The 21,506-nt window shown below is 66.9% G+C and carries 22 protein-coding genes; 6 read left to right on the top strand and 16 right to left on the bottom strand.

The window, feature by feature from the left end:
* Positions 1-21 precede the first annotated feature (21 nt).
* The 12 genes from ACWV14_RS26680 to gspG all read right to left on the bottom strand — a co-directional run bounded on the left by ACWV14_RS26680 (position 22) and on the right by gspG (position 11,631).
* Positions 22-921, bottom strand: coding sequence for a 5'-nucleotidase (locus tag ACWV14_RS26680; RefSeq protein WP_454904533.1), 900 nt, complete (start codon positions 919-921; stop codon positions 22-24).
* Between the two features lie 25 nt (positions 922-946).
* Positions 947-2,185 carry a type II secretion system inner membrane protein GspF gene (gspF, locus tag ACWV14_RS26675; protein WP_454904532.1) on the bottom strand — a complete coding sequence of 413 codons (1,239 nt, stop codon included), beginning with the start codon at positions 2,183-2,185 and terminating at the stop codon, positions 947-949.
* Between the two features lie 19 nt (positions 2,186-2,204).
* A complete protein-coding gene (locus ACWV14_RS26670; RefSeq protein ID WP_454904531.1) occupies positions 2,205-3,596 on the bottom strand; it encodes a GspE/PulE family protein in 1,392 nt (463 codons plus the stop codon).
* Between the two features lie 61 nt (positions 3,597-3,657).
* Positions 3,658-5,961, bottom strand: coding sequence for a type II secretion system secretin GspD (gene gspD, locus ACWV14_RS26665; protein ID WP_454912800.1), 2,304 nt, complete (start codon positions 5,959-5,961; stop codon positions 3,658-3,660).
* Positions 5,962-5,966: 5 nt separating this feature from the next.
* The gene (gene gspN, locus ACWV14_RS26660) at positions 5,967-6,767 is read right to left on the bottom strand and encodes a type II secretion system protein N (RefSeq protein WP_454904530.1); all 801 of its coding nucleotides are present in this window, start codon (positions 6,765-6,767) and stop codon (positions 5,967-5,969) included.
* Positions 6,768-6,777: 10 nt separating this feature from the next.
* Complete coding sequence (gspM, locus tag ACWV14_RS26655; protein ID WP_454904529.1) at positions 6,778-7,320, bottom strand: type II secretion system protein GspM; 543 nt, start codon at positions 7,318-7,320, stop codon at positions 6,778-6,780.
* Entirely contained in the window at positions 7,317-8,528 is a 1,212-nt protein-coding gene (gspL, locus tag ACWV14_RS26650) for a type II secretion system protein GspL (protein ID WP_454904528.1), read from the bottom strand. The genes gspM and gspL overlap by 4 nt, the downstream gene beginning before the upstream one ends.
* Before the next feature lie 126 nt (positions 8,529-8,654).
* On the bottom strand, positions 8,655-9,626 hold the full coding sequence (gspK, locus tag ACWV14_RS26645) for a type II secretion system minor pseudopilin GspK (RefSeq protein ID WP_454904527.1): 972 nt from the start codon (positions 9,624-9,626) through the stop codon (positions 8,655-8,657).
* Entirely contained in the window at positions 9,623-10,321 is a 699-nt protein-coding gene (locus tag ACWV14_RS26640) for a PulJ/GspJ family protein (RefSeq protein WP_454904526.1), read from the bottom strand. Before ACWV14_RS26640 ends, gspK begins: the two co-directional genes overlap by 4 nt.
* A complete protein-coding gene (gene gspI, locus ACWV14_RS26635; RefSeq protein ID WP_454904525.1) occupies positions 10,321-10,716 on the bottom strand; it encodes a type II secretion system minor pseudopilin GspI in 396 nt (131 codons plus the stop codon). The genes ACWV14_RS26640 and gspI overlap by 1 nt, the downstream gene beginning before the upstream one ends.
* Positions 10,713-11,216 (bottom strand): GspH/FimT family pseudopilin, encoded by a 504-nt coding sequence (locus ACWV14_RS26630; RefSeq protein ID WP_454904524.1) that lies wholly within the window; start codon positions 11,214-11,216, stop codon positions 10,713-10,715. The genes gspI and ACWV14_RS26630 overlap by 4 nt, the downstream gene beginning before the upstream one ends.
* The gene (gene gspG / locus ACWV14_RS26625; protein WP_081268515.1) at positions 11,191-11,631 is read right to left on the bottom strand and encodes a type II secretion system major pseudopilin GspG; all 441 of its coding nucleotides are present in this window, start codon (positions 11,629-11,631) and stop codon (positions 11,191-11,193) included. The genes ACWV14_RS26630 and gspG overlap by 26 nt, the downstream gene beginning before the upstream one ends.
* A gap of 49 nt (positions 11,632-11,680) precedes the next feature.
* Here gspG and ACWV14_RS26620 point away from each other — a divergent pair, with 49 nt between their 5' ends.
* Positions 11,681-12,265, top strand: coding sequence for a type II secretion system protein N (locus ACWV14_RS26620; protein WP_454904523.1), 585 nt, complete (start codon positions 11,681-11,683; stop codon positions 12,263-12,265).
* A 64-nt stretch (positions 12,266-12,329) separates the two neighbouring features.
* On the opposite strand, the gene ilvA is transcribed toward ACWV14_RS26620, so the two are convergent.
* Positions 12,330-13,922 carry a threonine ammonia-lyase, biosynthetic gene (gene ilvA / locus ACWV14_RS26615; protein ID WP_454904522.1) on the bottom strand — a complete coding sequence of 531 codons (1,593 nt, stop codon included), beginning with the start codon at positions 13,920-13,922 and terminating at the stop codon, positions 12,330-12,332.
* Between the two features lie 62 nt (positions 13,923-13,984).
* Here ilvA and ACWV14_RS26610 point away from each other — a divergent pair, with 62 nt between their 5' ends.
* Positions 13,985-14,701 carry a hypothetical protein gene (locus ACWV14_RS26610; RefSeq protein ID WP_454904521.1) on the top strand — a complete coding sequence of 239 codons (717 nt, stop codon included), beginning with the start codon at positions 13,985-13,987 and terminating at the stop codon, positions 14,699-14,701.
* On the opposite strand, the gene ACWV14_RS26605 is transcribed toward ACWV14_RS26610, so the two are convergent.
* Positions 14,613-15,215 (bottom strand): recombinase family protein, encoded by a 603-nt coding sequence (locus ACWV14_RS26605; RefSeq protein WP_454906084.1) that lies wholly within the window; start codon positions 15,213-15,215, stop codon positions 14,613-14,615. The genes ACWV14_RS26610 and ACWV14_RS26605 overlap by 89 nt on opposite strands.
* Positions 15,216-15,302: 87 nt before the next feature.
* Positions 15,303-15,968, bottom strand: coding sequence for a rolling circle replication-associated protein (locus tag ACWV14_RS26600; RefSeq protein WP_454904520.1), 666 nt, complete (start codon positions 15,966-15,968; stop codon positions 15,303-15,305).
* Between the two features lie 430 nt (positions 15,969-16,398).
* On the opposite strand from ACWV14_RS26600, the gene ACWV14_RS26595 reads away from it, so the two are divergent.
* On the top strand, positions 16,399-16,848 hold the full coding sequence (locus ACWV14_RS26595; RefSeq protein WP_081268510.1) for an OsmC family protein: 450 nt from the start codon (positions 16,399-16,401) through the stop codon (positions 16,846-16,848).
* 15 nt (positions 16,849-16,863) lie between these two features.
* On the opposite strand, the gene coq7 is transcribed toward ACWV14_RS26595, so the two are convergent.
* Entirely contained in the window at positions 16,864-17,493 is a 630-nt protein-coding gene (gene coq7 / locus ACWV14_RS26590) for a 2-polyprenyl-3-methyl-6-methoxy-1,4-benzoquinone monooxygenase (protein ID WP_454904519.1), read from the bottom strand.
* A gap of 281 nt (positions 17,494-17,774) precedes the next feature.
* Between coq7 and ACWV14_RS26585 the strand changes: the two genes are divergently transcribed.
* The 3 genes from ACWV14_RS26585 to ACWV14_RS26575 all read left to right on the top strand — a co-directional run bounded on the left by ACWV14_RS26585 (position 17,775) and on the right by ACWV14_RS26575 (position 21,479).
* Positions 17,775-19,040 (top strand): porin, encoded by a 1,266-nt coding sequence (locus ACWV14_RS26585; protein ID WP_454904518.1) that lies wholly within the window; start codon positions 17,775-17,777, stop codon positions 19,038-19,040.
* Between the two features lie 185 nt (positions 19,041-19,225).
* The gene (locus ACWV14_RS26580; protein ID WP_454904517.1) at positions 19,226-20,206 is read left to right on the top strand and encodes an ABC transporter permease; all 981 of its coding nucleotides are present in this window, start codon (positions 19,226-19,228) and stop codon (positions 20,204-20,206) included.
* A gap of 1 nt (position 20,207) precedes the next feature.
* A complete protein-coding gene (locus ACWV14_RS26575) occupies positions 20,208-21,479 on the top strand; it encodes a M20 aminoacylase family protein (protein WP_454904516.1) in 1,272 nt (423 codons plus the stop codon).
* Positions 21,480-21,506: the final 27 nt, after the last annotated feature.

Below are 21,506 nucleotides of genomic sequence, written 5' to 3'. Positions count from 1 at the left end.
GCGCGACCGCCTTCAGGAATGTCAGCCTTCGTTGCTGATGCCGCTGCTCACATGCCCCGCGGGGACATGCCGCGAGGCCGCATCGACGTGGCCGGTCTGGTCGTCGAAGAAGAAGTCGGGCTCGAACTCGCGCAGGAATTCGCCCTTGGGCAGGCCACCGAGGAACATGGCCTCGTCGACGCGGATGTTCCACTTCATCAGCGTGCGGATGGCGCGCTCGTGTGCCGGTGCGCTGCGCGCGGTGACCAGCGCAGTGCGGATGCGCATCTGCGCATTGCCGGCCATCTGCAGGCGATGCAGCGCCATCAGCAGTGGCTTGAACGGGCCCTCGGGCAGCGGCAGGTCGGCCTTGCTGAGTTCGTGCGCCTGGAAGGCGTCGAGGCCCTCGGCCTGGAACACGCGCTCGGCCTCGTCGGAGAACAGCACGGCGTCGCCGTCGAAGGCGATGCGCACTTCGTTCGGCCAGGCGTCGCTTGCCTTGACCGATTCGACCAGCACGCGCGCGGCCGGGAAGCCGGCATTGAGCGCCTCGCGCACGTCCTGCGCATTGGCCGACAGGAACAGGTGGGCGCGCAGCGGGCGCAGGTAGCCGAAGGGCGGGCGGCCCTGCGTGAAAACGCCGCGCTGCAGCTTGATGTCGGCGGCCGCGCTCGACCTGAAGATGCGCATGCCCGAGACCGGGTCGTTGCGCGAGAGGATCACCACCTCGACGCGCTGCACGCCGTCGTCGTTGAAGCGCAGCAGCTTGCGGATCAGCGAATACGCGATGCCTGGCGCGGCCGGCACGTCGATGCGGTCGAGCTGCAGCTTCATGTAGCCCTCGTTGTCCCCCGATTCGAAGAGCGTGTTTTCTTCTTCGAGGTTGAACAGGGCCCGCGAGGAGATCGCGACCACGAGCTTGTCTTCTAGCGTTACGGGCATGGTGCGTCCTGCTTGGCGGTGGCCGTCACTTGACGAACTGGTTCAGCTGGATGATCGGCAGCATCACCGCCAGCACGATCAGCATGACCACGCCGCCCATCGCCACGATCAAGAGCGGCTCGAGGATGGTGGCCAGGTGCATCGCGCGGCGCTGCACTTCGGCGCCGAGTTGGTTGGCTGCGCGCTGCAGCATCAGCGGCAGGGTGCCGGTCTGCTCACCCAGGCGCGCGAACATCGACACGAGGCCGGGAAAGCGCTTCTTCTGCGCCAGCGCCGATGCCAGCGGCGCGCCTTCGCGCACCAGCACCAGCGCGTCGAGCGCGTCCGCCCGCATCGCGCGGTTGCCCAGCGTTTCGGAGGCCGCCTGCAGCGCGCGAAGAATGGGCACGCCGGCCGTGGCCAGCATGGCCAGCGTGCTCGCGAAGCGGGCCGCGTTGTAGCCGCGCGCGAGCTTGCCCACCAGCGGCAGCTTGAGCCAGGCCGCGTCGAACTTGAGGCGGAAGGCTTCCTGCGCCAGCGCCAGCCGCATGCCGACGGCGCCCAGCACGACGGCGCAGAGCATCCACCAGCCATAGTTGCGCACGCCCGCGCTCAGCGACAGCATCACCGTGGTGAGGAAGGGCAGAGAGCGCTTGGTGCCCGCGAACACCTGTGCCACCTGCGGCACCACATAACTTACGAGGAAGATGACGATGACGATCGCCACCAGCGTGACGATGGCCGGATAAAGCGCGGCGCCGATCAGCTTCTGCTGCAGCGCCTGGCGCTCTTCGAGGTCGTCGGCCAGGCGGTCGAGCACCAGGCCGAGGTTGCCGCTTTGCTCGCCGGCGCCGATCACCGCGGTGTAGATGGGCGAGAACTCGCGCGAATGCGCCGACAGCGCCCGCGCGAAGGGCGAGCCCGCGTTGACTTCGGCGCGCAGCGAGGCGACGAGGTTGCGTTGCGGCTCCGATTCGGCCTCGTCGGTGAGGGCCGTGAGCGCGCGTTCCAGCGGCAGGCCGGACGACACGAGGCCCGCGAGCTGCCGCGTCCACACGGCCAGGCCGGTGGAGTTGAAGACCCGTTTGCCGCCGCCGAGCCAGCGCGACATGCCGCTGCGCTGGCCGGTGCCGTTGACGTGGTCGCTGCCGACCGGCTTGACAGACAGCGGAATGAGCGCCTGCGCCCGCAGCAGGCTGCGCGCGCTGCGGGCGGTGTCGGCTTCCAGCACGCCTTCGCGCGACTGGCCGCTGGCATCGATGGCTTCGAAGGAATAGGCGGGCATGGGGCGGCCGGGGCGCTGGTCAGTCGCGCGTGACGCGCAGCAGTTCGGCGCGCGATGTGATGCCGGCCTGCACCAGCCGCTCGCCGTCTTCGCGCATCAGGCGCAGTCCGCCGCGCGCGCCGGCCTGCAGGAGTTCGCTTTCGGCGGCCTTGCTGTGGATCAGCCCTTGCACGGTCTCGTCGGCCACCAGCAGCTCGAAGATGCCGGTGCGGCCCTGGTAGCCGGTCTGGCCGCAGACCTCGCAGCCGGCGCCGGCGCACGCCGTGCAGACCTTGCGCACGAGGCGCTGCGCGAGCACGCCCAGCAGCGACGAACTCAGCAGGAAGGGCTCCACGCCCATGTCGGTCAGGCGCGTGACGGCGCTGACCGAGTCGTTGGTGTGCAGCGTGGCCAGCACCAGGTGGCCGGTCAGCGAAGCCTGGATGGCGATCTGCGCGGTCTCGAAGTCGCGGATTTCGCCGATCATGATGACGTCGGGGTCCTGCCGCAGGATGGCGCGCAGGGCCTTGGCGAAGGTGAGTTCGATCTTGGCGTTGATCTGCGTCTGGCCCACGCCCGGCAGCTCGTACTCGATGGGGTCTTCCACCGTCATGATGTTGCTGCGGCTGGCGTCGAGCCGGGCCAGCGCGGCGTACAGCGTGGTGGTCTTGCCCGAGCCCGTGGGCCCGGTCACCAGGATGATGCCGTGCGGCTGCGCGATGAGCTTCTCGAAGCGCTGCAGCGTGTCACCCTGCATGCCCACCGATTCGAGCGTGAGCTTGGATTCGCTCTTGTCCAGCAGGCGCAGCACCGCGCGTTCACCGTGCGCGCTGGGCAGCGTCGACACCCGCACGTCGACTGCGCGCGTGCCGATGCGCAAGCTGATGCGCCCGTCCTGCGGCAGCCGCTTCTCGGAGATGTCGAGGTCGGCCATGATCTTCAGGCGCGAGATCAGCGCGGCGTGCAGTGCGCGGTTGGGCTGCACCACCTCGCGCAGCGTGCCGTCGATGCGAAAGCGCACGGACGAGGTGCGCTCGTAGGGCTCGATGTGTATGTCGCTGGCGCCGTCGCGCGCGGCCTGCGTGAGCAGCGCGTTCAGCATGCGGATGATGGGGGCGTCGCCGGCGCTGGCCAGCAGGTCTTCGACCGCGGGCAGCTCCTGCATCATGCGGGACAGGTCGGCTTCGTTCTGCACCTCGCTCACCACCGCGGCGGCGCTCGATTCGCCTTGCGCATAGGCCGCGCTGATGCGCTGCGCCAGCGGGCCGTCGGCCAGCACTTCGAAGGCCTGCACGCCGTACTTGCGCGACACCTCGCCGACCGCGCTGCGCGCCGGATGGCTCGACATCCACAGCGTATAGCTGCCGTCGTCGGTCTCCTCGAGCAGGAGTTGCTGGCTGCGTGCGAACGCGTAGGGCAGGGGATAGCGCATGGGCGGGATCAGCGGGGCGTGTGCGTGGTGCGTGGCTTGGTGACGAGGAATGGTAGAGCCATCAGGGCAGTTCGCGCGCGGTGGAGGGGTCGGCCGTGGGCGGCAGCGTGCCGCGCAGCGGGCTCGGGGCCAGCCGGCGGTTGTCCGAAGCCGGACGCGGCGGCGGAATGAGCTGGGTGCCTTCGATGCGCGACTCGACACGCCGGGGGGCTTCGGCGCTGCGCGCCGGCGGGGCCAGCTCGGGCAGCACGTTCGCGCCATCGACGCCGCGCAGCATCACGTTGGACGTGTCCGGCTGCGAGCGCTGCTGCATGCCGCGGATCTCGTCGTAGCGGTCGTAGGCAAAGGCCTCGGTGGAAACGGCATCGCGCATCACCGCCGGGCGCAGGAACATCATGAGGTTGAGCTTCTCGCGCGTGCGGGCCTGGCTCTTGAACAGGTTGCCGAGCACGGGGATGTCGCCGGCCACCGGCACCTTCTCGACCGTGTTGTTGTAGGTGTCCGACAGCAGTCCGCCGAGCATGACGAGGCCGCCGTCTTCCACCAGCACGCTCGATTCGATGGAGCGCTTGCTGGTGGTGGGACCGTTCGGGTTGTTGACGGTGTTCGGGTCGACCGTGGAGGTTTCCTGGAAGATCGTCAGCTTCACGGTGCCGTTCTCGTTGATGGTCGGGCGCACGCGCAGCGTCAGGCCGACGTCCTTGCGCTCGACGGTGGTGAACGGGTTGACGCCCACGGAGCCCGAGGTGCTTGCGTACTGGCCGGTTACGAATGGCACGTTCTGGCCGATCACGATCTTGGCCTCTTCGTTGTCCAGCGTCAGCAGGTTGGGCTTGGACAGCACGTTGGAGTCCTTGTCGCTGTCGAAGAAGCTGGCAATCGCGCCCAGGATGTACTGGCCGCCGATCTTGCCGGCAATGCCCAGGTTCAGGCCCGAGGTCAGGTTGAGGTTGGCCGGGTTCTTGGTGGCCAGCGCCTGCGTCAGCGTCAGCAGGTTGGCGCCCGCCACCGAGGAATTGGTGCCGAGCACGGCGTTGTTGCCCAGCGCGCTTTGCCACTGCACGCCGAACTTCGCGGCGGCGGTGTCGCCCACTTCGACGATCAGCGCCTCGATCATGACCTGCGCGCGGCGGCCGTCGAGCCGGTCGATCACGGCGCGCATCTGGCGGTACTGCGGCTCGGGCGCGGTGATGATGAGCGAATTGGTCGACGGATCGGCCTGGATCTGGCCGCCGGTCGAGGGCTGGTTGGCGTTGTTGAGCGGTGCGCTGGCGGCGGGCGAGCTGCCGCTCTGGCCGCCGCCGCTGTTCAGGTTCACCTGCATGGCCTGCGGCGCGCTCTGCTGCGGCACCGAGCCGCCGCCCGCCGCGCCGGGCTGCCCCGGGGTGCCGGACTGCTGGTTGGCGGCCATGGCCGCGCGCAGCGTGGCCGCAAGGCGCACCGCGTCGGCGTTTTTCAGATACACCACGTAGATGTTGCCGGCCGCGCCGTTGCTGCTTTCGGCGGCGGGGCGGTCGAGCTTCTCGACCAGCGTGCGCACCAGCTGCACGCGCGCCGGGTTGGCGGCGCGCAGGATCAGCGCGTTGCTGCGTGGATCGGCCAGCAGCGTGGTGCGGAACGATGCATCGGTGCCGCCCGGCGCGGCGGCGGCGCCCGGTGCGCCCGAGCCGCTGCCGTCGACCAGCCGCGTGAGCAGCGGCACCATGTCGGTGGCGACCGAGTGCTTGAGCTGGATGACCTCGACGTCGGACGCGTTCGGCACGTCGAGCGACGCGATGATGCGGGCCAGCCGGCGCATGTTGTCGGCGTAGTCGGTGATCACGAGCGAGTTGTTGCCCGGGTTCACGTTGATGGTGTTGTTCGGCGGAATCAGCGGGCGCAGCACCGGCAGCAGGCTGTTCGGCGACTCGTAGTTGAGCCGGAAGATCTGCGTGACGATCTGGTTGCTGCCGCTGGACGAGGCGGCGCCGATGGAGGTGTTGACGGCGCTGCTCTGCAGCTTGGCGTCGGCTTCGGGCACCACCTTGTAGAGGCCGTCGGCCTCCACCACCGCGAAGCCCTGCAGGCGCAGCGCCGAGGCGAACTGGTTGAACGCGGCCGCCGGCTGGATGGCGCGGTCGGTGACGAGGTTCATGGTGCCCTTGACGCGCGGATCGACCACCACGTCGCGGCCCGTGACCACGGCCATGGTGCGGGCCACGGCCTCGATGTCGGCATTGGCGAAGTTGAGCGTGATCGGCTCTCCGCGGCGCGGCGCGTCGCCGGTCTGCGCGAAGGCCGCGGGCGCGGCCTGCAGGAACGTGGCCGCGATCAGCACACGCACGGCGAGCGCGACGGTGCCGGTCGAAAACAGTGGCTTCATCATGAGGATCAACCCAGGGTGATGATCGAACGCGCGTTGTCGCGCCGTCCGATGATGTTCAACAAATTGGAAAGTGCGTCTTCGCGGCCAGGCGCGGCATTGGCTTCGCCGTTGAAGCGGAAGGTGGTGCCATTCCAGCTGCCGCTGCCGTTCAGCTCGAGGCTGCCTTCGCGCGTGCTGAGCAGCAGCGTGGGCCGGTTGCCGCCTTCAAGCGTGAGCCGGTAGCTGCCCATCGGACGCAAGGTCGACAGGCTGGAGGAAACGTCGGTGGCATCGAGCGTGGCCTGGCCCGCGATGCGCAGCGCGGGGCCGTCCCATTGCATCGTGAAGGCCTTGGTGGTGAGGTCGAGCGCGCCGTCGAGCTTGAGCGTGTTCCAGGGCGCGCCCAGGCCGGTGAGCATGCTTGCGGGCCAGCGCGAGCGGCTGTCCTGCCACTCGAGCTGCATGCCGCCGGCGCGCGGGCTGGCGCGCAGCTGCAGCGGCTGGGCCGCGCAGCAGGGCAGGTCGAGGCTGGCGGAGATGCCGCCCCAGCCCGGACGCATGCGCCAGTGCAGCAGGCCGGGCAGCGACACCGCCTCGGCGCCACCGGCACCGCTGGCGAACACCACGGCGGCCGTGCCGTTCCAGACGGTGCCGCGCGGATTGGCAAGCACCAGCCGGCCCTGGCTCCAGCCCGACAGCGCCGCCGACAGCCAGCGCGCCGGCGCGAACATCAGCACCGTCAGCACCACGCCGATCGCGATGCCGAGCAGCGCCCAGCGCCAGCCGCGACGCGGCCCGGGACCGGAGGAGGGAGGTCGGGTCAGCATGCGGGATGGCTCATCGTGCGGCGGGCAGCGCCATGACGACGGTGCCGTCCCAGCGGACCTGCGGCGTCGACGAGGCGTCTTTTTGGCCGGCGGCGGGCGTGGCGGCAACGGGGGCGCGGGTCAGGTGCGCCTCGCGCGGCACGGCATGGGCGTTGCCGCGTGCCTGCGCGAGCCACTGGGCGACGGTATTCGCGGGCACCGAACGCAGCGTGACGGTGGCGGCGCCGTCGCCGCCGGTCGTCATGAGCTGGGCGTTGCCGTTGCCCAGGCCGTCGCGCACGGATGTTTCGAGGGCGCGCATCGCGTCGTCGCGGTTCAGCCGCGGCTGCGACTGCAGCGCCTTGGCGCGGTTCTGCAGGGTGGCCATCTGCTGCAGCTGGGCATCGAGCTGCGCGTGTTCGGCCGGTGCCGCGGCCAGCGTGCGCAGGGCGGGCGCCAGCGCGATCCACCAGAGCAGTGCCAGCGCCACGAGCGTGACGGCGATGGCGACCATGCGCCGCTCGCGCGTTTCCAGGGTGGCCCAGCGGGCCTTGAGCTGTTCGCTGAAGTTCATCGGGTGGCCTCGGCCTGGACCAGCAGCAGGTCGCCTTCGGTGCGCACGTTGTAGCCGCGCGGCGTCAGTGCGTTGGTGATCTGCGAGACCTCGGAAGGCTGCAGGCCGAGCCCGCGCAGGCGCAACTGGCCGGCGCTGTAGTCGACGGCGGTCGGGGTCTTGCCGGGCGGGAGGTTGGTGGCGAGGGCGCCGACCATGGGTTCGAAGTCGCTGCCGACCACGTCGCCCACGGCCTGCTGCAGCGCCGCCACTTCGCGCTGCATCTGCAGCGGGGCGTCGACCACGATCTTCACCGAGGGGAAGGTCTGGGTCAGCATGGCCCTGGCGGCCTGGCGCTTGGAATCGAGCGCATTGCGCTCCTTCCAGGCCCAGGCGTTCAGGCCGATCAGCTGCGTCAGCAGCAGCACGGCCACGCCCCAGCGCGCGGCGCGCCATTCGGGGGCGTAGCGCAGCGTCTGCAGCACCGACGCGAATTTCTTGCCGGCGCGCGCGCGGCCGGTCGCGGCAAGGTCGAACTGCGCGAGTTCCCAGGGCGTGCGCGCGGCCTGCAGCCAGCGCTGCGGCGTCTGCACGATCGGCACGCGGCGCTCCAGCAGGTGCTCGGCGGCCTCGGCCACGGCGGGCTCGGTGGTGATGACTGCGGTGTCGAGCGGCAGGCCGTCCGACAGGGCCATCCCCGCACCGGCCAGCGGCAGCGAGACCACGCCGTCGGCGTCGCACACCGTGAGCTGCGGTGATTCGGGTTCGCCTGTGATCTGCAGCAGCGGCGGACCGTCGGCCGGCTGCGGTGCGAACTCGGGGACGATGCGCACCACGCGCCGCCCGGCCGCTTCGAGCCCTTGCACCACGCTGCGCAGCCAGATTCGGTTGCAGGCCGCGACCCACACGGGCGCGCCAGCCTTGGCGTCGGGTTCGAGCGCGAAGTGCAGGGCTTCGGGTTCGTCGAGCAGGTGTTCTTCTAGCAGGCCGTCCAGCACGGCGCGCAGCTTCGAGGCGCTGCCCATGCTGCCCTTGGGCAGGGTGACGCGGTGCCACGACAGCGCCGCGGAGGGAATGCCGAGCATGACTTCAGTGCTCGATGGCAGGAGCGCCAGCAGCGCGCGGCCTTGGTTGCGCAATGCAATGCCGTCGTCGCCTGCCTGGGCCCAGTCGTACTCGCTCGCGGCATCGGCCGGAGGGAGGGGGGCAATGAGCAGCAGGGGAGTCATGTCGATCTTGGAAAAGCCGGTGATTGTAGGTGGGCGTCTTACAGGCTGACGCTCTAATTTCGATAGCGTAACGTGTTGATATGACGGGCGTTGTAAGGCTTTTCGTTCAGAAAAATGCCTTCCAAATCAGGGTTTGACCGGAGAGTTCGTTGCGCCGGCGCCCCGCGTGCGCCAGATCGTCGTCACCGTGACACCGTTGCGTTGTAGGAGCGAGTGCTCCTCGACCCAGGTGCGGTCGAGCCTCAGCTTGCCGTAGACCTCGAAGAACTGCGTTCCCACGCCATGTTGCGCGGCATTGAAGGGCGTGCCGCCGCTGGGCAGCGCGGCATTGGCTGCGGCCAGGTCCTTGAAGAAGGCGCGCGTGCGGCGCTCGACGAGCTGGCGCGCGTTGGCGATGCTGAGCGACTCCATGCTCGCGCTGATGGCTTCGGCGCTTGCCGTGTTGATGTTGAGCGTGGTGCGTACCGGCAGGATCGTCACGTAGGGCTCCAGTGCCGCGGCGGTGGAAGGCGAGAGGCCGAGCCACACCAGTTGCGAGACCTCCTGCGGCATCAGCGGGGCGCCGCTGCCGTCTGCATCGCCGTCGCTGGCCAGCGCGCCCACGAGTCCCGCCGTCATGCGGTTGAGCTCCGACAGCGGCAGGCCCAGCAGGTTGAACAGGCGGGTGAAGGTGGCCACGCTGGCCGGCACCGGCTTGCCGCCGTCGACCAGCGACAGCACATTGAGCTTGGACTGCGCGTCGACGATGCGGCCCGACAGGAACGCGTCGGGCAGGCCCTCGAGGTTGTCGCTGGCCATGTTCTTCTCGGCCGACAGGAAGCTGGTCAGCCGGGCTTCCTCGAGCGGCACGGCCCACGGTTCGCCCAGGTGGTCGGGGCCGCCGGCGCGCCCGTCCTCCGACAGGATCAGGCGCGACCAGTCGAGTGCGCCGATCAGCACCCACGCCGCCTGCACGCGCGCTCGCTCCGCGCCTTCGACCTCGGAAGCGCGCCACTGCTGCCACAGCGCGGCGGCCGCGAAGGTCGCGACCAGCATGACGGTGAGCATCGCCGCCAGCAGCGCGGCGCCCGACTGGTTGCGTTGGGTCGTCGTGCTCATGATTTGGGCGATCCCACGGTTGGCCGGACCCAGTCGCGCGTGAGCGTGCCCGAGAGGCCGTCGCCCGGAGGCAGGCTCAGTACAAGGCGCACGCCGTCGGGCATCGCGATGACGGGGCCCGCCGGGTTGTTGGGGTTGGGCGCGACGCTGGACAGCTGGCTGGCGGGCACCCAGCTGTTGTCGCGGAAATAGAAGAGTTGCCAGCTGTCGACGGGCACCAGCGCGGTGTCTGAGGCGCCGCCGGTCTGCGTGCCGCCGTCCTGCGACCAGGCGGCGGCGAGGTTCCAGGCCTGCTGCCATTCGCCGCGCGTGGTGAAGGGCAGCGACTGCCAGCGCCGCCAGCGCATGCCGTCAGGGCCCGCCCGCAGCGCCCAGGCCACCACCAGCACCGAAGGCGACGTGGTGTCGCTGCCGCGCCGGGTGAGCCGCAGCACGCGGCCGTCCCAGTCGATCGGGCGGGTCTGCGCGAGCGTGGTCATGGCATCGAGGTCGGAGCCCCATTGCGCGAGGGTGGCTTGCAGGGTCAGGACGGCGTCGGCGCGCTGCTTGTTCTGGGTGGTGGCGCGCGACATGCTGTCGAGCCCGCGCCAGCTCACGAGCGAAAGCAGCGCCATCACCGCGATGGCCACCAGCAGCTCGATCAGCGTGAAGCCGCGTGAGGATGTGCCCGAACGGGCCTGGCGGGCGTCGTGCATCAGTAGCGTCCGACAACGGTGGAGATGCGCAGGATTGGCGCATTGGCCTCGTCGCGCACCTGCACGTCGACGCGGCGGAAATTCGGGTTGAGTGTGGGCGTGGTTGTCGTCGTCACGTTGAACGACAGGCCGGCCTGCGCGCAGATGGAGCCCGAATCGCCCACGGCCGGCATCTGTCGCGCGAGGCGGGCCTTGGCGAGTTCGTTCTCGGCGCACAGGTCGGCCAGCACCAGGTCGGACTGGCGCTGCGCGTTGCGCGTGAGCGACATCGTGGCCTGCGAGCCGGCGGCAAGGGCAATAGCGACGATGCCCAGCGCGATCAGCACTTCGATCAGCGTGAAGCCGCGGTGGTGTGCCTTGCGCGAGGCGGGTGGGGCAAGCCTGCTGCTGGTCATGGTGCGTCGGCAAAGACGGTGAACGGGCGCAGCCCGTCGGTGGCGATGCGCAGCGTGCGTGCGGGTGGGCCGGCGGAATAGAGCGTGACCTGCTGCGCCGGAATGATCGGGTCGGGACCGAGCTGCAATACGGGCACCGGCGTGCCGTTGGCAAGTGCGGGCTGGGCCGTGATGCCTTCGGCGGCCCAGCCGCCAGGCAGCGCGTCGGGCGGCAGGCCGTCGAACACGAAGCTGCCTTCCACCGGGCGCCAGCGTACAGCGACACCGCTGGCCCGCGACTGCGCGCGGGCCGATTCGAGCAGGGCGGCGAGCCGGTCGGCTTCGCGGTCGAGCTTGGCGGCGTTGGTGTCGCGCATCGCGAAGCTCACGGCGGCGGTGGCGATCGCGATGATCGCGATCACGACGATCAGCTCCAGCAGCGTGAAGCCGGAGGATGGGCGGGGAGGCTGGTTGCGGCGCCGCGCGCCAATGCCGCTACTGCCAGCTGCCGATGTCGGCATTCTTGCCTTCGCCGCCGCTCTGGCCGTCGGCGCCGAACGAAAGCACATCGACCTCGCCCTTGATGCCCGGGTTCATGTACTGGTAGGGGTGGCCCCACGGGTCGTTGGGCAGCTTCTCCACGTAGGGCTTCCAGTTGGGTGCGGCCGGCCCGGTCGTCGGGCGCGTGAGCAGCGCCTGCAGGCCCTGCTCGGCGGTGGGGTAGCGCTGGTTGTCCAGGCGGTAGAGCTTGAGCGCCTGCATGAGATTGTTGATGTCGGTGCGCGCGGCCGTCACGCGGGCGTCGTCGGCGCGCTCGATCACGTTCGGCACGATCAGCGCGGCCAGCACGCCGATGATGACCAGCACCACCATCAGTTCGATCAGCGTGAAACCGCGTTGGGCGGTGCGGGTGGCGGCACGAAGGAATTTGTTCATAGGTTGGACGACATGATTCGGAAAGCGCGCTGCATGATAATCCGCGGCCATGACAAGTCCTTACTCCGCCGCCCGCTGGCATGCCCCACTTGCAACCACAGGAGTTTGGGCGCTGGCCGCCGGTGCCGCGGTGTTCTGGGTACTCCGGCTGGCTTCGCCTGCGGATCCCATCGCCGCGGCGGCATCGATGCCGCGCGCTTCGGTGCCGGCCGATTCCGATGCGGTGGCCCGCCTGCTGGGCGTGCTGCCCACGTCGAGCACGGCGCCGGTAGCGCCGGAAGCCGCGAGCCGCTTCGCGCTGTCGGGCGTGGTCGCGGACCCGTCGAAGCAGGGGGCGGCACTGATTGCCATCGACGGCAAGCCGCCGCGGCCGTTCCGCGTCGGCTCCAAGGTGGGTGACAACTACGTGCTGCAGTCGGTGGGCCTGCGTTCGGCAACGCTAGGTGCACAGGTCGACGGGCCGGCGGCGTTTACCCTGCAACTGCCGGTGCGCGCGCCTATCAGCGTGAGCGCGTCGCCGGTGCTTCCGACAGTGACTTCGCCCACGCCGGTCGTCGTGACGCCTGTCGGACTGCCGCAGGCCGCCCCGCCCGCGTCAATGGCGCCGCCGCCGATGCCAGCGCAAGCGCAGTAACGCGCACCACGCGAACGACGAATCAAGCCGGTCTTGCGCCGGCTTTCGTTTTTCCGTCCTCCGCTCAGGCTTGCAGGAAGAGCCGGTATGCGGGGTTTGCCGTTTCCTCGACGTAGGGATAGCCCAGCGTTTCGAGGAAGGCCGTGAACTCCGTGGACTCGCCAGCCGGCACTTGCAGCCCGACGAGGATGCGGCCGTAGTCGGCGCCCTGGTTGCGGTAGTGGAACAGGCTGATGTTCCAGTTCGGCCGCATCAGGCTCAGGAACTTGAGCAGCGCGCCGGGCCGTTCCGGGAACACGAAGCGCAGCAGGCGCTCGTCGTGCGCGAGGCCCGTGCGTCCGCCGACCAGGTGCCGCAGATGCTCTTTCGCGAGTTCGTCGTGCGTGAGGTCGAGCGAGTCGAAGCCGTGGTCGTTGAAGGTTTGTGCGATGGTGGCCGACTCGCCGCGCGCCGAGGTAGTGAGGCCGACGAACACATGCGCCTTGGCGGCATCGCTGATGCGGTAGTTGAACTCCGTCACGTTGCGCGGCGCGCCGCCGCCTTCGGCATCGCTGGCTGGTATTTCGCTGATCAACTCGCAGAAGCGGCGGAAGCTGCCGCGCTCTTCGGGGATCGTGACGGCGAAAAGCGCCTCGCGTTCCTCGCCGACCTCGGCACGCTCGGCCACGAAGCGCAGCCGGTCGAAGTTCATGTTGGCGCCGCAGAGGATGGCCGCGTAGGTCTCGCCCTGGCGCCCGTGTTTGGCCGCATATTCCTTGATCGCGGCCACCGCGAGCGCTCCCGCGGGTTCGACGATGCTGCGTGTGTCGACGAAGATGTCCTTGATGGCTGCGCACACTGCGTCGGTGTCTACGGCGATGTAGTCGTCGACGAGTTCGTTGGCGATGCGGAAGGTCTCCTCGCCAACGAGCTTGACGGCCGTGCCGTCGGAGAACAGGCCGACGTCCGGCAGGTTCACGCGCTGGTGTGCCGCGATCGATTGCATCATCGCGTCGGAGTCGTTCATCTGCACGCCGATCACCTTGATCTCGGGACGCACGGCCTTGATGTAGTTGGCTACGCCCGAGATCAGTCCGCCACCGCCGATCGCGACGAACACCGCATCGAGCGGCCCCTGATGCTGGCGCAGGATTTCCATTGCGATCGTGCCCTGGCCTGCAATGACGTCGGGGTCGTCGAACGGATGAACGAAGGTGAGGTTTTGTTGAGCCTGCAGTTCGAGCGCGTGCAGATACGCGTCTGAATAGCTGTCGCCATGCAAGACGATTTCACCGCCGAAACCGCGCACTGCATCGATCTTCAATTTAGGTGTCGTCACCGGCATGACGATGACGGCGCGCGTACCGAGCTTGCGCGCGCCCAATGCAACGCCTTGTGCGTGATTGCCGGCCGATGCGCAAATCACGCCGCTCGCCAATTGCGCCGCGCTCAGGTGCGCCATCTTGTTATAGGCGCCGCGCAGCTTGAAGCTGAAGACCGGCTGCTGGTCTTCGCGCTTGAGCAGCACTGTGTTGCCGAGTCGCTCGCTGAGCGCACGTGCCTTCTCGAGCGCGGACTCGACTGCAACGTCGTAGACCCGGGCGTTAAGTATTTTTCTGAGATAGTCGGCGGGCGTCAGCGCCGGAGTAACAGGTGCATTGCGCACGATTTTTTCCAAGGGAGTTTTCGGTTGTTAACTGTCGATGATAAGAGGCATCGGGATTGCATGCGGGATATGACATGGACACAAATGTCATAAACCTCTTCAACAAAGCCCCTGCCGCAAATGATTCGGGATTTTTTGGACGCACCTATCCCGCGATTCATACCACCGCCAATCAATTTACGATTGAGCAAAATCTGTTATCAATTTCTGTCAGTGATCTTTCAAAAGGGCTGATGCAGGCGGAGGCCGCACGCGTTCAACGAAAAGAAATTGGGCGTGCCACATGGCAGGTGATGGGCAACAGATTGCGCGCGCACATCGTTCCGCTGCTGGGTGATATATCTGCGCAGTCGTTTGCAACTGCGGACGCGCAACGTTTGATCGATCACCTCGGAGAGCAGGGCTTCACCAGTACGACGATCGCCCAATACCTCGTATTGCTGCGCAAGGTGGTCATGCACGGCGTGCACATCGGCGTGCTTCGCGACGCGCCTCCTTTTCCGAAGGTCAAGGTGCGCAGCCAGCCGCGCGGGAGCTTCAGCTTGGCGGAATACCGGACGATCATCGAAACCGCGCGCAGCTTGCGCGGGCACTCGCATCCGGTGCTCGATCAACTCGCAGCCGGCGAACGTTTCTGGATTGCGCGCGAGTTGCTTGCGATGCCGGACGAGTTGCCTTGGCTGATTCGCTGGATGGTCAATACTAGCGAGCATGAAACGCCGCCTTCCAAACCGGGCGTTCCCGCGTCTCAGGTAGCCCCCGAGCCTCCCGATCGATACGCCACACAGTAGCCCGGCTGACCCCGAAATGAGCGGCAACGCTGGTCGTCGTGCAGCCAGAAGCAACCATCATCGCCGCCAAGGTCTCATCCTCAGCACAGAGCGCACGCCCCCTACCGAACACAGCCCCGCGCCGCATAGCCGCGACCTGCCCAGCCATTGAGCGCTCGCGGATCAGGCTACGTTCGAACTGCGCAAATGCCGCGATCATCTGCAAAGTCAGCTCGCCAAACGAGTGCGACGTATCGATAGGCTCAGTCAGAGACCTAAAACTGCAACCACGTTGCTTTAGTACATCCATCACCCGAAGCACCTCCCGCATGGAGCGTGCAATGCGATCCAGCTTCCACACAACCAGCGTATCGCCGTCTTGCAACGACGCCAGCAGCCGCTGAAGCTCCGGCCGAGGGCCAACACCAGAGCCCTTTTCCACGAAGACGCTGCGCACGCCGCTGCGTTTGAGCGCGTCAACCTGCAGCGTCGTTTCCTGATCGCCAGTAGACACCCGCGCATACCCTACAAGCATCGAAATCCCCTCAATCAAATCGCCTGAACATGGATGTATTGGGCCTCGCGCGCGAGGGAATCGACACGCTGACATGCGCCTCCCCCATCACACCAAGCGGCATGCGAAACCACGCTCGACGGCCAGCTTTGCGAACTCCGCATAGCGCTGCGCAGCAGCATCGACCATCACCGCCTCGGTAGTGCGTTTCACGAGTGGATCGGGCTCGCTGTAGAGCATCCACATCGTGTTGAGCTTGTTGCACAGGTGCTGCACAACGACGTGACCCTGCGGCAGCTCGAACGACATGCCGATGGCATCGGCCATGGACACACCGGGGAAGTGCAGCGTCATCGCCGGGGGAGGCGTCAGCCCCCGCGTGCTGTCCCACATGCGCGATCCGAACTCGCCGTTCTCGTGGTCCTTGGTGAGGTACTTCGACACGTAGCCCGCGATCTTTGCTGGGCTCCTATAGCGGTTGAAACGGCCATCCTTCCCACCTACGAAGCACAGGCCGTTGTCTGCCCCCACCACGTCGCGCCAAAGGGCCGTGCCGACCTTCCAGCTCAGCACCTTCGCGCCCCTGAACTGCATCAGCACGGGGAGCCGGTCACAGGCCACGTGCACATGCCACGCGCCGCGCTTTTGCCGCTCGAAACCCCAGACGCCACGGAAGCCAGGAATGGCCCGGCGCATCTTGCGCAGCCACGCGGCGAAGTGCTTCCGGCACAACGCGAGATCCTGCTGATTCGCACGGTAGGTAAGGGTCAACATCTCGTTGAAGCCCGCTTGCTTGATCTTCCAACGGCAATTGCGCTTGGCACGCTGGCCGGACTTCCAACGGACCCTCTTAGCGCGCTCCTCGAGCTGCTGTTCCAGGAGGGTGACGGACGACTGGGCCGAGGCAACACCGGCGACAGCCAGGGCAGCCAGAGCAACTGCCCTTTCGGTGCGAAAACTAGAGTGGCCTCAGGGCGCGCAAGGGTGACGCGGAAAGAAAAAAGCCCCGAGCTTTGCAGCTCGGGGCTAAATCCACCAATTGGAAGGGTGGAGGAGACAACTGGGTGCGCATACGTTTGCGCAATGAAATAAAGTATATCGGCTGTTTGTTGCGATGCAACAAGCGAGTGATGCTTTTCCCACACACAAACGGGTGTCGGCGTGCATTTTTGCCCGACATCCCTCAATGGAAACCCAATATTTCATGGAATGCACAGTAAGTTGGACCGGCGACTCGGGCACCAGGTCGGCCATGGGCTTCGTGGCCGAGACGGGCAGCGGCCACGTTCTGATGATGGATGGCGCACCTGACGCCGCAAAACCCGAGAACGGCGGCCAGAACCTGGCCGCTAGGCCGATGGAAACCGTGCTGGCCGGCACGGGCGGCTGCACGGCCTATGACGTCGTGCTGATCCTCAAGCGCGGGCGTCACCAGGTGGAGCGATGCAGTGTCAAGCTCACGAGCGAGCGCGCTGAAAAGGACCCCAAGGTCTTCACCAAGATCCACATGCACTTCACCGTGGCCGGCAAGGGCATTCCGGCTTCCGCCGTGGAGCGTGCGATTGCGCTGAGCCACGAAACCTACTGCTCGGCCAGCATCATGTTGGCGAAGACCGCTGAAATCACGACCAGCTTCGACCTGATCGAGACCTGAGGCTGGCGGCCGCCCTCAGATGCGGTGCGCCAGCGTGGTCATCACGCGGGAAGCCATGCGCATCAACGCCTTGGCCGGGGCGGGCAGCTCCGCGGCGCCTGCATCGACGGCTTGCGCGGCGTGGCGTGCTTCGTCAACCTTCATCTGCTCGACCACGGCCCTTGAGGCGCTGTCTGCGGGCGGAAGTCGGTCCAGATGGCTGTCCAGGTGGGCCTCCACCTGGCGCTCCGTCTCCGCGACAAAGCCCAGGCTCATTGGGTCTCCGAGGCGCCCCGCAACGAGGCCGAGGCCGAATGCCCCGGCATACCAGATCGGATTCAGGAGGGACGGCCTCGCTCCCAGATCATCGAGGCGCTGGCGTGTCCAGGCCAGGTGATCCGTTTCCTCATGCGCAGCCTCGATGAAATGCGCGCGCAGGGCGGGATCACGTGCCACGGCGGCCTGGGCCGTGTAAAGCGCCTGCGCGCAGACTTCGCCGACATGGTTCACGCGCATCAACGCGCCGGCTTCGCGGCGCTCCGCCTCGCTCATTTCGCCCGGTGGCTGGGAAGGCGCAGGCAGTGCCCGGGTTGCGTGGGGACGGGCAAACAGGGTGCGCAATGCCGCGTCCGCCGCGGTCAGAACGGGATCAAACAAAGCAGTCATGCCCCTATTTGACCGCACACGGGAAACCCCGGATCGAACGGGCATTGCATTTCATATAGTGGAGCGAAGCTGCCCTAAGACCTTTGTTGCAGGACTGCAACGAAACGCGCAGACCAGCCAACATTTCGGGAGATTTGTTTTGCCCTGCCGCAGCGGCTCTGGTGCAATAGCATCAACTTCCCAAAAGGAGGTTGGCCCGGGGTCCGGTGGGAGCACAAATGTGCCAGTCACGGTGAGCCCTTCGCACCGGAGCCCTATGTTTAACCTTGGAGAAACTTGCAATGAAAAAATCTCTAGTTGCTCTGGCTGCCCTGGCTGTCGCCGGTGTTGCCTCGGCTCAGTCGTCCGTCACTCTGTTCGGTGTGGTCGACGCGTCGATCAGCGGCTATTCGAGCACGGCACGTGACCTGAACCCGACCGTGTTCCCCAATGCTTTCGGCATCCCCGTCTACCTGAACCAAGGTTCGGTCAAGACCAGCAGCCGTCAACTGGCTAACTCGGGCTACAACGCCAGCCGTCTGGGCTTCCGTGGTACGGAAGACCTCGGTGGTGGCCTGGCAGCCAGCTTCTGGCTCGAAGCCCCGATCTCCAACGACGACGGCCAACAAGGTATCGCTACGTTCGCACGTCGCTCTACCGTGAGCCTGTCGGGTGGTTTCGGTGAAATCCGCCTGGGTCGTGACTACACCCCGACGTTCTGGAACGACACCGTGTTCGATCCGTTCGGCACCCTCGGCGTTGGCACCAACCTGATCTCGACGGCTAACACCTCGTTCGGCGGCTTCGGTACCCCCGCAGCTTCGACCGGCGCGTTCACCAACGTCGGTACCAGCAACTACGTTCGCGCAAGCAACACCATTGGCTACTTCCTGCCCCCGAACCTCGGCGGCTTCTATGGCCAAGTGATGTACGGCATGAGCGAGAAGACCAAGTACGACAACGGCATCTACACGCCCACGACGGCTAACGCCGCTCGTCAAGGTCGTTACGTCGGTGGCCGTTTCGGCTACGCGAACGGTCCTCTGGACGTGGCTCTGGCCTACGGTTCGAGCACTGTTGGCGACAACTACTACGCTGGCACGACCACCAAGATCAACACCCTGAACCTGGGCGCTTCGTATGACTTCGGTCCCGTGAAGCTGTTCGGTGAAGTGTCGCAAGCCAAGAACAAGATCGACTACGAAGTGACGCCTTTCCTGGGCGGCCGCAACGACATCGACCTGAAGGGCTACCTGATCGGCGTGACGGTTCCCGTCGGTGCCGGCCTGATCCGCGCTTCGTACTCGGCAGTCAAGTACGACCTGAACCAGCCGTTCAACCCGTTCGTGCTGAACAACAACGCCGACCCGAAGGCTAACAAGCTGGCTCTGGGCTACGTGCACAACCTGTCGAAGCGCACGGCTCTGTACGCTACGGTTGCTCGCATCAGCAACAAGAACGGCGCTGGCCTGACCGTTGGCGGCCCTGGCTTCTACCAAAACGCAGCTGGCACCTTCACCCCGAAGACCTCGACCGGCTACGACTTCGGTATCCGTCACGCTTTCTAATTTGACGCTGGCGCAAGCCAGCTTCGAATGAAAAAGCCAAAAGCCACTCGGCGAAAGTCGAGTGGCTTTTTTTCGTCCGCAGTTTTCATGCTGCCCTTGGGGAAATCACGGACCGCACCCTCGGGGAACCACCGTGCGGGCACGCACCTTGCACTGCTAGCATGCCAGTTCACTTTGTTTACTGAATGATTGCCTTCGTACTGCGCCGCCTGATCCAGGCCGTGATCGTGATGGTCGCGGTCGCGTTCATCGCCTTCCTCTTGTTCCAATATGTCGGTGATCCCGTCGTGTTCCTCCTGGGGCAGGACGCGAAACCCGACCAGATCCGTGAATTGCGCGCCGCATTGGGGCTTGACCAGCCCTTCTTCGTGCAGTTCTGGCACTTCCTCGTCAATGCCGCGCAAGGCGAGTTCGGGCTGAGCCTGCGCCAGGGTGCGAAGGTGTCGCGCCTGATCGGCGAGCGCTTTCCGGCCACGCTCGAACTGGCGCTCGTGGCGGCGGTGCTGGCGCTGTTCATCGGCATTCCGATGGGTGTGTACACCGCACTGCGCCGGGGCACCTTCATGAGCCAGTTCTTCATGACGGTGTCGCTGCTCGGCGTGTCGCTGCCCACCTTCCTGATCGGCATTCTGCTGATCCTCGTCTTTGCCGTGACGCTGGGCTGGTTCCCGAGCTTCGGGCGCGGCGAGACCGTCAAGCTCGGCTGGTGGACAAGCGGTCTCTTCAGCGTCGACGGCTGGCAGCACATCGTGCTGCCGGCGGTGACGCTGGCGATCTTCCAGCTCACGCTCATCATGCGGTTGGTGCGCGCCGAAATGCTCGAAGTGCTGCGCACCGACTACATCAAGTTCGCGCGTGCCCGCGGCCTGTCGAACCGCGCGATCCATTTCGGCCATGCGCTCAAGAACACGCTGGTGCCCGTGATGACCATCACCGGCCTGCAGCTGGGCGGGCTCATCGCCTTCGCGATCATCACCGAGTCGGTGTTCCAGTGGCCCGGCATGGGCCTGCTGTTCATCCAGGCCGTGACCTTCGCCGATATTCCGGTGATGGCCGCCTACCTGTGCCTCATTGCCTTGATCTTCGTGGTGATCAACCTCGTGGTCGACCTGCTGTATTTCGTGGTCGATCCGCGGTTGCGCGTCGGCAAGGCGGGAGGGCACTGACATGACGGCAGCGACAGCAGGGGCGCCGCGCCTGAAGGCATCCGGCCGCGCATTCGCGCACATCGCCAGCTTCTACCCCGAGATCACGGCCTTCCGCCGCGACCTGCACGCCCACCCCGAACTCGGCTTCGAAGAGGTCTACACCTCCGGCCGCGTGCGCGAGGCCCTGCGCGCCTGCGGTGTCGACGAGATCCACGAGGGCATCGGCAAGACCGGCGTGGTCGGCGTCATCCGCGGGCGCTCGACGGCCAGCGGCCGAATGATCGGCCTGCGCGCCGACATGGACGCGCTGCCCATGCGCGAGGACAACGACTTCGGCTGGCGCTCCGCCAGCGACGGCCTGATGCACGGCTGCGGCCACGACGGCCACACCGCCATGCTGGTCGGCGCGGCACGCTACCTTGCCGAGACGCGCGACTTCGACGGCACCGCCGTGCTGATCTTCCAGCCGGGCGAAGAGGGCTTCGCCGGCGCCCGCGTGATGATCGAGGACGGCCTGTTCGACCGCTTCCCCGTGAATGCCGTCTACGCAATGCACAACTGGCCCGCCATGCCGGCCGGCACCGTCGGCATCAACCGCGGCGCGATGATGGCCGCGGCCGACCGCATCACGATCAGCATCAAGGGCAAGGGCGGCCACGGCGCGCATGCCTACCTGACCGTCGACCCGGTCGTGGTCGCAGCGCACATCATCACCGCGGCCCAGACCATCGTCTCGCGCAACGTACGCCCGATCGACGCTGCCGTCATCAGCATCTGCGCAATGCAGGCCGGCGATCTCGGCGCGATGAGCGTGGTGCCCGGCGAGGCCACGCTGGTGGGCACCGTGCGCACCTTCAGCGCGCGGGTGCAGGCGCAGGTGGAGCAGCGGCTGAACGAGCTGTGCGCGGCCATCGCGTCGGGCTTCGGCGCCACCGCCACCATCAAGTACGAGCGCATCTACCCCGCCACCATCAACACCGCGCCCGAGGCCATGTTCGCGGCCGACGTGGCCGAGTCGCTGGTCGGCGCGAAGAACGTCGACCGCAGCATGGAGCCCAGCATGGGCGCCGAAGACTTCTCTTTCATGCTGCAGAAGAAGGCGGGCGCCTATCTGCGTATCGGCCAGGACGTGCGCGATGGCGCCTTCCTGCACAACAGCCGCTACGACTTCAATGACGAGATCCTGCCGCTGGGCGCCGCGTTGCACGCGGGCCTGGTCGAGCAGGGCATGCCGCTTGCCGCCACCCGCGGCGCGCAGCCAGGGAAAGCCGCCGCCACCGCGGCGTCGTGATGTGTTTGATTCCAACCCGAGGAGTGT

The sequence above is a fragment of the Variovorax durovernensis genome (assembly GCF_977011995.1).
Note: the sequence above shows the minus strand (reverse complement) of the source record. Positions and strands in the feature narration are given on the sequence as shown.